This is a genomic window from Lujinxingia vulgaris, from assembly GCF_007997015.1.
In the GTDB taxonomy this organism is placed as follows: Bacteria; Myxococcota_A; Bradymonadia; order Bradymonadales; family Bradymonadaceae; genus Lujinxingia; species Lujinxingia vulgaris.
On record NZ_VOSM01000002.1, the window covers coordinates 848,317 to 858,881 of the forward strand.

At 64.6% G+C, this 10,565-nt stretch carries 12 protein-coding genes; 4 read left to right on the forward strand and 8 right to left on the reverse strand.

What is annotated here, in order from left to right:
* Positions 1–121: 121 nt before the first annotated feature.
* Both yhbY and FRC98_RS06945 read left to right on the forward strand, forming a co-directional pair.
* Positions 122–481, forward strand: a complete 360-nt coding sequence (yhbY, locus tag FRC98_RS06940) for a ribosome assembly RNA-binding protein YhbY (RefSeq protein WP_146980548.1) — start codon at positions 122–124, stop codon at positions 479–481.
* 4 nt (positions 482–485) lie between these two features.
* A complete protein-coding gene (locus FRC98_RS06945; RefSeq protein WP_115604456.1) occupies positions 486–1,121 on the forward strand; it encodes an L-threonylcarbamoyladenylate synthase in 636 nt (211 codons plus the stop codon).
* Positions 1,122–1,235: 114 nt separating this feature from the next.
* Here the strand turns inward: FRC98_RS06945 and FRC98_RS06950 are convergent, their stop codons facing one another.
* Together FRC98_RS06950 and FRC98_RS06955 are read right to left on the reverse strand one after the other, a co-directional pair.
* Complete coding sequence (locus FRC98_RS06950; RefSeq protein WP_146980549.1) at positions 1,236–1,988, reverse strand: SPOR domain-containing protein; 753 nt, start codon at positions 1,986–1,988, stop codon at positions 1,236–1,238.
* A 179-nt stretch (positions 1,989–2,167) separates the two neighbouring features.
* Complete coding sequence (locus tag FRC98_RS06955; RefSeq protein ID WP_146980550.1) at positions 2,168–3,064, reverse strand: NAD(+)/NADH kinase; 897 nt, start codon at positions 3,062–3,064, stop codon at positions 2,168–2,170.
* A gap of 225 nt (positions 3,065–3,289) precedes the next feature.
* Between FRC98_RS06955 and FRC98_RS06960 the strand changes: the two genes are divergently transcribed.
* Together FRC98_RS06960 and FRC98_RS06965 are read left to right on the forward strand one after the other, a co-directional pair.
* Positions 3,290–3,622 carry an SCP2 sterol-binding domain-containing protein gene (locus tag FRC98_RS06960; protein WP_146973709.1) on the forward strand — a complete coding sequence of 111 codons (333 nt, stop codon included), beginning with the start codon at positions 3,290–3,292 and terminating at the stop codon, positions 3,620–3,622.
* 127 nt (positions 3,623–3,749) lie between these two features.
* A complete protein-coding gene (locus FRC98_RS06965; RefSeq protein WP_146980551.1) occupies positions 3,750–4,943 on the forward strand; it encodes a CaiB/BaiF CoA transferase family protein in 1,194 nt (397 codons plus the stop codon).
* Here the strand turns inward: FRC98_RS06965 and FRC98_RS06970 are convergent.
* From FRC98_RS06970 to FRC98_RS21380, 6 genes are all read right to left on the reverse strand, one after another.
* A complete protein-coding gene (locus FRC98_RS06970) occupies positions 4,940–6,478 on the reverse strand; it encodes a hypothetical protein (protein ID WP_146980552.1) in 1,539 nt (512 codons plus the stop codon). The two genes, FRC98_RS06965 and FRC98_RS06970, sit on opposite strands and share 4 nt — an antisense overlap.
* Positions 6,478–7,308: a hypothetical protein gene (locus FRC98_RS06975; RefSeq protein WP_146980553.1), complete on the reverse strand. Its 831-nt coding sequence runs from the start codon at positions 7,306–7,308 to the stop codon at positions 6,478–6,480. The genes FRC98_RS06970 and FRC98_RS06975 overlap by 1 nt, the downstream gene beginning before the upstream one ends.
* Positions 7,298–7,639 carry an MGMT family protein gene (locus tag FRC98_RS06980; RefSeq protein ID WP_146980554.1) on the reverse strand — a complete coding sequence of 114 codons (342 nt, stop codon included), beginning with the start codon at positions 7,637–7,639 and terminating at the stop codon, positions 7,298–7,300. Before FRC98_RS06980 ends, FRC98_RS06975 begins: the two co-directional genes overlap by 11 nt.
* On the reverse strand, positions 7,636–8,601 hold the full coding sequence (locus FRC98_RS06985) for a hypothetical protein (protein WP_146980555.1): 966 nt from the start codon (positions 8,599–8,601) through the stop codon (positions 7,636–7,638). Before FRC98_RS06985 ends, FRC98_RS06980 begins: the two co-directional genes overlap by 4 nt.
* Positions 8,594–9,991, reverse strand: coding sequence for a glutamate--tRNA ligase (gltX, locus tag FRC98_RS06990; RefSeq protein WP_146980556.1), 1,398 nt, complete (start codon positions 9,989–9,991; stop codon positions 8,594–8,596). Before gltX ends, FRC98_RS06985 begins: the two co-directional genes overlap by 8 nt.
* Before the next feature lie 375 nt (positions 9,992–10,366).
* On the reverse strand, positions 10,367–10,565 hold a 199-nt coding region (locus tag FRC98_RS21380; protein ID WP_230467362.1), incomplete at its 5' end, for a hypothetical protein.

Genomic DNA, 10,565 nt, shown 5'->3' on the forward strand with positions numbered 1-10,565 from the left:
ACGTCGCCTTAATGCAGGCCAAGCCGGTGGTGTCGCCTCCGCGCCGCGGGGCGGTTGCCGCCGCGCGAAGAACTCTCTATAAGGGCGCTCACTTCGACCCTCATTCCTCACAGGGATACGCATGACCGCATCAAAATCTTCATCGAGCGCCGGCCTGGTCCAGCGCCTGAGTCCTCGCCTCACCGGTAAGCAGCGCCGCTACCTGCGCACGCTGGCCCACTCGCTTAAACCCCTGGTCTACGTCGGCCAGAAGGGCATCAGCGAAAACCTGATCGAAAACGTCAGCGCCCAGCTGCTGGCCCATGAGCTGATCAAGGTTAAGATTCATGAAGGCGACGGCATGGTCGAGGCCGCCGAGGCGATCGTCGCCGGCACAGGCGCGCAGCTCGCTCAGAAGATCGGACACACGCTTGTGCTCTACCGGCCGCACCCGGAGAAACCCACGATTAAGTTGCCGCGCGACACTGCGGCGGGATCTTGAACCCATGATCATCGAGCTCAACCCGGAACATCCCCAGCCGCGTCGCGTCGACCAGGTCGTCGAGGTGCTCAAGAGCGGGGGGCTGGTCGCCTATCCCACCGACACGGTTTACGGGATCGGCTGTGACATCTTTAATAAGAAGGCCGTCGAGCGCCTGCAGTCGCTGGTGCGTGAGATCAAGGGCCAGCCCGACCACAGCCCGCTCTCGTTTATCTGCCGCGATCTGAGCAACATCTCGGAGTACGCGCTGGTTAACGACTTCGCCTACCGCACCCTGCGCCGGATGTTGCCCGGGCCCTACACCTTCATCCTGGAGGCGACCAAGCTGGTGCCCAGGGTGATGCTCAATAAGCGTAAGACCGTGGGCATCCGCGTGCCGGAGAGTCCCATTGCGCTTGCGCTGATCGAGGCGCTGGGCAACCCCGTAGCCAACACCAGCGCGACGCACCCCGACGGGGAGCTTATCCCGGATCCGTGGACGATCGAGGAGCTCTACGGCCACTCCGTCGATCTCATCGTCGACGGGGGATATGTGTTCCCCGAGCCCTCCACCGTCATCGACTTTTCGGGCGATCTTCCCCAGCTCATTCGTAAAGGGAAGGGGCCGGTTGGTGACCTGGAGTACGTCGAGTTGATCTGAGGTTGCGTGATCAGGGCGCGCCTCAATGGCGCCCCGTTGCGATACAGTAAGACGCGAAAAAGCCCGCGCTCCCCATGGGGGAGGCGGGCTTTTTTGATCGGGTCTTGCGCTTGATTAAAGCGGCGTCACGAAGGTGCGAACCTCGCGGGTGCGCTCAAGCTGCGCCTGGTGAGCGCGGGCCTGCTCGACGGTGGCGAACTTGCCAATGCGCACCCGGTAGAACTTGCCCTGACCGGGGATGTCGGCGGCGATCACGTGCGGCGCAAGACCCTGGGCGCTGAGTTTGTCCATCTCGGCGCGCGCGCGCTCCATGGTCGGGTGCGAGGCGACCTGGAGGGTGTAGCGCGCGGCCTCAACCTCCTCGCTCTCGGCGACTTCGGAGGGAGCGGCTGCGGCTTGTTCCACCGGCGTCGGAGCGACTTCGGCCGCTTTAGCGACGTCCGCAGCGGCGGGCTGCTGCTCGCCGGCGCGCGGCTCGGGAGCGCTCTCGGGAGAGGGGGCGGGCGCGGACTTGGGGGCCGGCGCGGCTTTGGCGACCGGTTCGGGCTGCTCCGCTTGCTTACGCGTGATCAGGGGGCGAGCCTCGGGCCGGGTGAGGCTCTCGTAGAAGGAGAAGATCGCGTCGCGCGGGGTGCTCGTGTCGTCGCCAGCCTTTTCGGCGTCCGCAGATGCTTCGGTCGGGGCCAGGCGCTGGCTCGCCAGCGCCGGCTGCCCCACGGAGACCAGGGGCGGAAGGCTATCTTCGAGCATGATGCGCTGACCGGCGATCAGCCCCGCGCTAAACACCAGGGCCAACACCGCGGTGGCGAGGATCAGGCGGCCTGCGCTCAGCCCGCGCTCAGGTTTTGAATGTCGTCGTCGGCTCATCGTGCGTTCCAGCTCGTGATTCGGGGTTGCGCCATCGCGTCGCTGTTGATTGCGAAGCGTCGCGGGTCACAACCGGACCGTAGCACAGGCGGATCGGTCGACAAGATTTTTGTCAACATCGACTCGACTTTCCGCAGGTGGCTCTCATGCGGGCAGCTCGGGGGCTGCGCGCGCCGCGCTCACGCCGTTCGACGATCTTCCTCAAGCCCGTAAATCTTCAGCGGGGGGGCGTCGGGATCGATGGTGAGCGTCGCCCCCACGCCGAACTCCAGGGCCAGGTGGGGACCATCGAGAAAGATGCGTCCCTCGCGCATGCGCGAGACGACCTCAAAGGGCTCATGGATGGGGACCAGCCCCTTGAGGAAGCGATAGCCGCCCTGAGCCGGCGGGTAGGGCTCGCGCACCAGGTACTGAAAGCTCTGGCTGCGAAAGGGAAGCACGTAACCGCCCGCCGAGCGGATCGCGGCGGTGGAGCCGGCGGGGGTCGAGAACCAGATGCCGCTGGATTTTTGCCCCTCGATCGGATGGTTGCCGACTTTGAGCAGGTAGGTGGAGACGGCAGCCGGGTTGGCGTGCGTGATCAACACATCATTGAGCACCGGCGGGCCGACCTGCTCACCGTTGAGACAGACATAGAAGCGGCGCAGGCGCGTGGGCTCCCAGCCTCCGGTGAGCGTGCGGTCGAGGAGCCGGGGGAAGTCCGCAGCGAACCCCGCGCAGAAGTAGCCGACGCTGGCCGACGGATCGCTGTTGATGGCCAGCATCGGCGTCTGATCGATGCGGTGGGAGAGGTCGAGCACGGTGCCGTCGCCGCCCACGGCAATAATCAGATCGAAGCCGGAGGTGTCGGTGACGTCGCCGCGGTAGCGGGCTTCAAAGTCGATGCCGCGGGCGCTTAAGTGCTCGAGGATCGTCTCCAGGCTCTGCTGGTGAGCGCGGTGGGAGGCGCGCAGGCGAGCGACGCTGACGTGGCCCTCGTCGATGAGGTGGGCGACGGCCTGGTCGCCCTGGTCGAGGACGTACTGCTCGTAGCGGCTCTTTTTGTAGGCGACCAGCAGTCGCACATCGGTGCTCATAGAGGCCCCGCGGGGGTAAAAGTCGAGAAGTGAGCTTGCCGCCTGCCCGCCGGTTTATAGACTTCGCCGGTGCCGCGCGGCAAGCTCCCACCTTGCAGCGTGGGGGGCGCCGTGCTAGCTAAAGCGCCGATTAATGTTGTGAGTAAACGCTCAGCGGGCCGTGACCAGCCCGAGCGTTTGAAATTCAGGGTCGAAGTTAACCGCATAGATGCTCAGGAGCATACGATGTCTGATCTGACCGCCCGCTCGATCTTCGAAGAAGTGCTTCCCGCCAACCTCAAAGAGAGCCCGGACAAGGCCAAGTCCACCAACGCCGTGTACGTCTTCAACATCACCGGCGATGACGGCGGCACCTGGACGCTCGACTTCACCAAAGATGAAGACTTCGTCAGCGAAGGTGAGAACGCCGAAGCGGATTGCAGCATCACCATGAAGGACGGCGACTTTGTCGACATGTGGGAAGGCCGCCTCTCCGGCCCCCAGGCCTTCATGATGAACAAGATCAAGATCCAGGGGAACATGGGTCTGGCGATGAAGCTTCAGAACTTCATCGGTTGATCGCGCGTTGAGCCGGGCGACTCGCCCGGCTCGGGCAATCGAAGGCGCACCCGACATCGTGTTCGGCGTGCGCTTTTTTGTGCCTGCCTCGCAGGCGTTCTGAGACTTCTTGCTCCGGGAGATCATCATGCGCGTTGAGCCCCCCACCGACACTGCCAGCACGTTTTTGAAGGGCGTTAGAGTCCTTGATCTGAGCCGACTTCTGCCCGGTCCCTTCGCCTCGTTGCTGCTTGCAGATATGGGCGCGGAGGTGCTCAAGATCGAAGATCCCCGCGGAGGGGATTACGCGCGCTACTATCCGCCGCTGGTCGATGGGGTGGGGGCGTTTTACGCGAGCGTGAACCGCGGAAAGCGCTCGATGACACTGGATTTGAAACAAGAAGCGGGGCGCGAGGTGCTTGAGCGCCTGCTGGATGACGCGGACGTGCTTCTGGAGAGCTTTCGCCCCGGGGTGATGGCGCGGCTGGGGCTCGATCCGCAGGGGCTGCGGGAGCGCTTCCCGGGGCTTGTGATCTGCTCGGTTTCGGGGTTCGGGCAGAGCGGCCCGGCGCGCGAGCGGGCCGGTCACGATCTGAACTTCGTGGCGCGCGCCGGGCTGCTTGATCAGAACGCGCGCGCTGACGAGGCGCCGGTGGTGCCAGGCTACCAGGTGGCGGATCTGGCCGGGGGCGCGCTCTATGCGGCGCTGGGGATCTGCGGGGCGCTCTTTGCCCGAAGTCGCAGCGGAGAGGGGGCGTGGCTGGACATCTCGATGAGCGAGGGGGCGTTGAGTTTGATGGCGCCGGCGATCGCGATGCGGGCCGCTGGTGAGGCGATGGCGCCGGGGGCGGGCATGCTCAGCGGCGGGCTTCCCTGTTACCGCGTCTATGCGACGGCCGACGGACGGCATATGGCGGTGGCGGCGCTCGAGCCGAAGTTCTGGGAGGCGCTTGTGGGGGCGTTGAGTCGGCCGGAGCTCTCGGGGCGAGGGATGCTCAGCGGTGAGGATGGCGAGGAGGTCGCAGCCGAGCTTGCGGCGATCTTCCAAAGCCAGCCGCAGGCGCATTGGGAGCGGGTGCTCGGGGAGGTGGACTGCTGTGTGGAGCCGGTGCGCGATCTGGGCGAGCTCGTCGATGACGCGATCTTTCAGGCGCGCGAGGTCTTTTTTGAGCTGCAGGGCGTGCGCCAGGTTCGCTCGCCGGTACGAAGTGCCGAATCCGGACGAGCGTCGGAGCTTTGCCCGGCACCTGCACATGGCGCGCATACCGATGAGGTGTTGCGCGGGCTCGGGCTTGAGGAGCAGACGATCGCGGAGCTTCGCCAGCAGGGCGTGATCGCTTAAAGGGCGTCGTCCCGGGCGTCGGCAGGAAGGAGCAACGCGAAGTTCCCCCCTCCCTGAATCGGGGCAAGGACGCCCGGACGCCAGGCACTGCCCGCGCCCACGGCACGCCAGGTGGGTCCGGCCCCGAAGTGCGGGAGGGCGATGATGCGCGGCCTCTCGTCCGATGCGTCGTCGGGGGCAACCACCGTCGCGTCGAGCTCGCCCATCGCGATGTAGAGGTCGGTAAATTCGCGAAACTCGCCGGGATCGAGCGGGCCGTGGAGCCTCGCGGCCTGCTGCAGAAAGTCGACGGGAAGCAACGCGCTGCGCGCCGGCGCATCATGTCCCGTGGGCTCACTGAAGGCGCGGGCGGGCAGGGTGTAGCGGGTTGTCTCGAAGACGTCCGAGGGCCCGACGAGTGCCGGGGCCAGTGCGACGCCAATGAGCAGCACAGGCGCAATCCAGGCCAACTTCTCGAAGGGCGGCTTGAGGTGCGCGCGCATGGCCGAGAGCGCGACGACGACGCCCGGCGCGCTCAGAATCGCCAGCGCGGCAATGGCCAGGGCGCTCATATCCACGCCCCAGGCTGAGGGGCCGCGCGCAAGCCAGGGAAGAAGCACCGAGGCCGCGATAAGCGCGAAGAGTGCCCTGGCGAGTCGCTGCCGGCGAAGCCAACGCCAGGGCCGGGCCAGAAAGAGCCCGAATACCGCCGGAAGGAGCACCGCTGGCGAGGTCGCTTCAAGCCAGGTCATCGGTCCGATGGTCAAAGGCGGGCGTGTCGGCGGGTAGGTATGCCCGCGGAAGACCAGCTCGGGCCCGCTCGCGAGCAAGAGATCGAGGAAGACGTCGGGGATGGTTTTGGCAGGATCGGGCCAAAAGCCCGGAAAACTCAGAAAAAGAGCTGTGCCAAAGGCCAGAATGAGGAGGTGGTCCAGGCGCAGGATGGTGCCTCCTTCTTCGTCGCGATCGCCGAGAATTTCCGCAGCCACAAGGAGAATCATCAGCGCAAAAGCGCCGATCCAGCTCAGCCCAAGAAGCGCGAGCAGCGCTGCGGCCAGCGCGATGCCGAGCGGGTGAATTGCGGGCAGCGTCCAGAGCCAGAGGAAAGCCAGGGTGAGGGGGATGACGATCGCGTCGGGGGCGTGCGCGCCGAAGAGTCCCAGCCAGGGGAGCGCGCCGAGGGCCAGCGCTGAGGCGGCGAGCGCGCTGCGGGGGCCGCCCAGCCGGAGCGCCAGTGCGCCGATAAGTGCGGTGGAGATGGCTGCGCAACCGACGCCCAGTAGGTGGACGTTTCGGGCGGCATGGGTGGGGGAGATGGCGCTGATGAGGGTTGCGGCCAGGTCGGCGGCAAAGATGCCTTCAACGTCCAAGAGGGCGTTGAGGTTGCCGGCCGAGAGGGCCCGGGCGCGCGTAAGACCGCGTTCCAACCAGGCGAGTCCTTCGGGCGTGGTGCCGCGGTAGCCGATGAAAAAGACGAGGATCGCCGCGACGACGGCGATGCTCGCCAGGAGCGCGCGGTTGGAGAGCGGAAAGGGGGCTGCAGATGACGATCGCATCAGCGGTACTCGAATCGGTAGCAGAAGTGTCGACGGCCCGGGTTCGGGGAGGAGATCTCCAGAGTGAGCGGGAGATCCTGGTTTGCAGACGGCAAAGGCAGCGCCTGCCAGCCGCGACTGTCGCGGTGGGTGTGATTGAGCACATCGTCTCCGAGTCGCGCGCTGACTTCCACAGGCGCTCCGGTGCCGACCGAGCTGTCGCGAAGTCCGGTGAGCAACGTCAGCGTGCGGCCCTTATCATCGCGGGGACGAACCTGCGGGTAGCTCACCCGCAGACGCTTATCGGGTAAGGGGTGCGCCCAGGTGCAGGTGGTGTGCGTACCATCAACCTCAACATCCCGAAGTCCGGGGCGCATCCAGTCGGGCTCGCCGCATCGTGCGAACCCGGCGTCGTCGCGCGGGCAGGGCGCTACGTGATTTTTGGCGTCAATCGTCTCGACGCTTGCCAGATCAAAGAGGGGGAGGGTGGTCAGCGTGGCGGGCTCCCAGACCACCCAGTCATCCTGCGTGATGACCGACTTCATGTCCGCGTCTTCAAAACGCTGCGGGGCCTCGTCGTAGCTTACGACCAGCGAGCTCGGCGGCCAGCTTGAGAGGAGCGCGACCGGACGCGTCGCAAATGATGGGTGTTCGCGCAGCGCGCGGTAGGCGACGTGGTGGGTGACCAGAACAATGGACGCCGGGTGTTCGGCCACCACCTGCGCAACCTCCTGCGGCAGTGCGACCGTGTCATCTCGCGAACCGAGAAGCGCGAAGACCAGGGCTGCGGCCGCGATGATCAGGCCGTAGCGCGCGATGCGCGATGCTTGAGGTGGTGAGTCAGTCGACATCCCAGAAGATCTCCCGAGGTTGCCAGCGGTAGGTGTTGAGGTCGCAGCGGCCCTCGCTGTCGAAGACCACGCCCTCGGCTTCCAGCAGCGCACGCTGAAGTTCTGCGCGACCGAGATCGCCCTTAAAGGAGATGCGGCCCTGCGCGTTGATGACCCGTTGCCAGGGCAGCTCCCCGAAGTTCTCAAGGGAATGACGCAGGAGCGTGCCAACCGCACGAGCGGCACGGGGGCTCCCGGCGTAACCAGCGATCTGACCGTAGGTCGCCACGCTCCCGAATGGGATGCGGGTTACCAGCCAGTAGACGCGTTGGGCGAAGTCTTCCTGGCTCATAGCGCGGGCACCTCAATGAGCTCGTGAGCGCGCTGACTGAAGTCCTCCACCCACCGCTGCTGCGGTTGCAAGACGTTCGGTGCGCGGCTCCAGCTCGGGTGCCAGAGCAGAAGATGGCGCGCTTCCTTGCCGGAGCTTACTGCGACCAGGGTGTAGGTCCATGCCTCGCCAGTGAGCGTTGCGATGCGGCAGGTGGTGCCGCAGGACTCGGAGGTAACTTCGTCAGCGCTAAGGTCTGTGATCTGCCCGGCGTAGCGCTCGATGAGTTGAGAGAGGTACGCGTCGGCAGGTAGGGGGTAGGGAAGAGGCTCAGCGAGCGCGTACCCCTGAAAGAGCGTACGGGGGGCAGCGAGCTCGCGGAGCGCGGCGTGGCGAGGCCCCCCGGAGGTGGCGGGGGGATCGAGGTAAAGATCGCTCGGAGCGCGGAGTGCCTGGCCGAGGGGGAGGTCGGGAAGGGCGTTCTCAGCGGGCCGAAGTTCGGGCTGAATGCCGTCGCTCAGATCTTTCAATGTCGTGCGTGTTCTCGTGAGATTATCGTGGCCAGTGCGCTCCAGGCGCACGACCCAGGTCGCGTCGGGGGTGGTCGTGAGCAGCGCGTGAGCCACAGTCTCATCGGATCGCGAATGGAACACCCACCATTGACCGGGGCCCGCGGGCTCGGAGGTGAAGGTGTCGCTTAAAGCGGCGAGTCCGTCGCGTTGCAGCGTCAGTCGGTAAGCCACCAGCGCTTGCGTCGGCGCGTACGCGCGCTCCAGCCGGAAGAGGGTTGCGGTTCCCCGGCGCCCCTGCGCTTCAAGAAGCGCAGGGGCGCGTGCCTCCACCGGATCAAAGGCCATCGGCGTGCGCCAGATCAGTGCCTCGGTCGGGTGAGACTGCACGCTGGCGCAGGCTTGCAGCGCCAACGCCAGCGCAATCACCGCAAGGCAGAGCGAGCCATTGCGCGTGCGTAAGCGATCAGGCATCGCCGACGTACTCGGTGTAATAGGCGAGGCCCTTCTGCAGGCGCGCGATGGCGACGTCGCGCTCGAAGGTGGCGACGAGGTCGTAAACCGAGGGGCTGTTCGTCGCGCCGGTCAGCGCGATTCGGGTCGGTTGCGCGACCTTGGCCATGCCGAGCTCAAACTCAGCCATTACCTCTTTATAGACCGCCTCGATCGAAGACGCGCTCCAGTCCTCAAGTTGCTCCAGGCGGGAAACGAGCGCCCCGAAGCCTTCCAGGCCCCCGGCTTTGAGCCACTTCTTGGAAGCCTTCTCGTCGTAGGTTACGTCTTCGGTAAAGAAGTAGTGGCTCTCCTCGGTGAGCGCGACCATCGTGTTGACGCGATCACGCATCAACGCGGTGATGGCGACGAGACGTTCATCGAGTTCGACCGAGTACCCGGCATCTTCAAGGTAAGGCAGCCAGCGCTTAGCAAGCTCTTCAGGCTCCAGGCGCTTCATCCACTCGGAGTTCACCCAGAGGAACTTGTCCTGATCGAAGGTCGAGGAGCTGCGCCCCACATGGTCGAAGCCGAAGAAGGACTCGAGCTCGGCCATGGTGAAGAGCTCTTGATCGCCGTGCGACCAGCCCAGGCGGCTGATGTAGTTGACGATCGCCTCTTTCAAAAAGCCCTGCTCCCGGTAGACCTGCACCGAAGCCGAGCCCTTGCGCTTGCTCAAGCCGTCGATGAGAGGCAGGTGGCCGAAGGTGGGGATGTCATAACCCAGGGCCTGATACACCGGGATCTGCCGGAACGTGTTGTTGAGGTGGTCATTACCCCGGATCACGTGGCTGATGTTCATCGTGGCATCATCAACGACGACCACAAAGTTGTAGGTCGGCGAGCCGTCGCTACGCGCGATGATGAAGTCGTCGAGCTCCTTGACGTCGACCGTGACCGTGCCCTGCACCATGTCGTTGATGGTGAGGGTGCCTTCGAGCGGCATCTTAATACGGATCACAAAGGGTTCGCCTTCGGGATGATCGGTGCGGTCACGCCATTTGCGCGAGTACATCGGCTTGCGACCCTCGGCCAGCGCCTTCTCCCGGTCGGCTTCAAGCTCCTCAGGGGTAGAGAAACACTTATAGGCGTGACCTGCGGCCAGGAGTTCGTCGATCTTCTCTCTATAAAGGTCGAAGCGCTGGGTCTGGTAATAGGGCCCCTCGTCGGGCGACATGCCCAGCCACTCCATGGCGTCCAGAATCACCTGGGTGTACTCCGGCTTGCTGCGCTCAAGATCGGTGTCTTCGATGCGCAACACAAAGGTCCCGCCTTCTTTACGCGCGAAGAGGTAGTTAAAGAGCGCTGTGCGCGCCCCGCCCATATGCAGGTAGCCGGTAGGAGAGGGCGCAAAACGAACGCGAACAGACATGGATGGCTCCGTCAAAGCTCTAAGAACATCGTCAAGCGGCCAGACTCCGAGGCACGGAAATGCCCGAAAACTCGCCGCGTAAAGGGCACGGCGGCTTCTAACACGCCCCAAAATTAGGGGTCAAGCGAGCCTCCCGCACCTCATTGTAGGGCCGGCTGTGGAAAACTTCTTCGCAAAACTCCTTGACCCAATCGGCGCCATCGCCCATAAAGCGCCTCCCGACGACGGGGGCCGCAAACGCGGCTCACAACGAAAGGGAAAAAGGATGCGAAAACATCCTTGACGAGGCGAAAGCAGCAACGTAGAAACCGCCTCCGCTCAACGCGACGCCAACACGGGCCGCAGCGAGCAACGTCAACATGGCTTTTCGAAATTTTAGAAACTTTCAAAAATATCGAAAAACATCTTGACAGCACGAAACGCGGACAGTAAGTTCCGCATCCCTCGATGGGGCGCCAAAAAGAAACACGGCGAAACGCGAGGCAAAGTCGAGACAAGTTCTCGACGCTCTTTGAAAAGTTCATAGGAATCCAGACAGGGCATGTTCAATGCCTTGTCGGACAGCAAGCGTTTT

Bases quoted from the DNA above. Each gene is read 5' to 3' on its own strand.
- gltX (WP_146980556.1), bottom strand. From the start codon at position 9,991: ATGTCTGTTCGCGTTCGTTTTGCGCCCTCTCCTACCGGCTACCTGCAT.
- FRC98_RS06985 (WP_146980555.1), bottom strand. From the start codon at position 8,601: ATGCCTGATCGCTTACGCACGCGCAATGGCTCGCTCTGCCTTGCGGTG.
- FRC98_RS06960 (WP_146973709.1), top strand. From the start codon at position 3,290: ATGTCTGATCTGACCGCCCGCTCGATCTTCGAAGAAGTGCTTCCCGCC.
- FRC98_RS06980 (WP_146980554.1), bottom strand. From the start codon at position 7,639: ATGAGCCAGGAAGACTTCGCCCAACGCGTCTACTGGCTGGTAACCCGC.
- FRC98_RS06955 (WP_146980550.1), bottom strand. From the start codon at position 3,064: ATGAGCACCGATGTGCGACTGCTGGTCGCCTACAAAAAGAGCCGCTAC.
- FRC98_RS06975 (WP_146980553.1), bottom strand. From the start codon at position 7,308: ATGTCGACTGACTCACCACCTCAAGCATCGCGCATCGCGCGCTACGGC.
- yhbY (WP_146980548.1), top strand. From the start codon at position 122: ATGACCGCATCAAAATCTTCATCGAGCGCCGGCCTGGTCCAGCGCCTG.
- FRC98_RS06945 (WP_115604456.1), top strand. From the start codon at position 486: ATGATCATCGAGCTCAACCCGGAACATCCCCAGCCGCGTCGCGTCGAC.
- FRC98_RS06970 (WP_146980552.1), bottom strand. From the start codon at position 6,478: ATGCGATCGTCATCTGCAGCCCCCTTTCCGCTCTCCAACCGCGCGCTC.
- FRC98_RS06950 (WP_146980549.1), bottom strand. From the start codon at position 1,988: ATGAGCCGACGACGACATTCAAAACCTGAGCGCGGGCTGAGCGCAGGC.
- FRC98_RS06965 (WP_146980551.1), top strand. From the start codon at position 3,750: ATGCGCGTTGAGCCCCCCACCGACACTGCCAGCACGTTTTTGAAGGGC.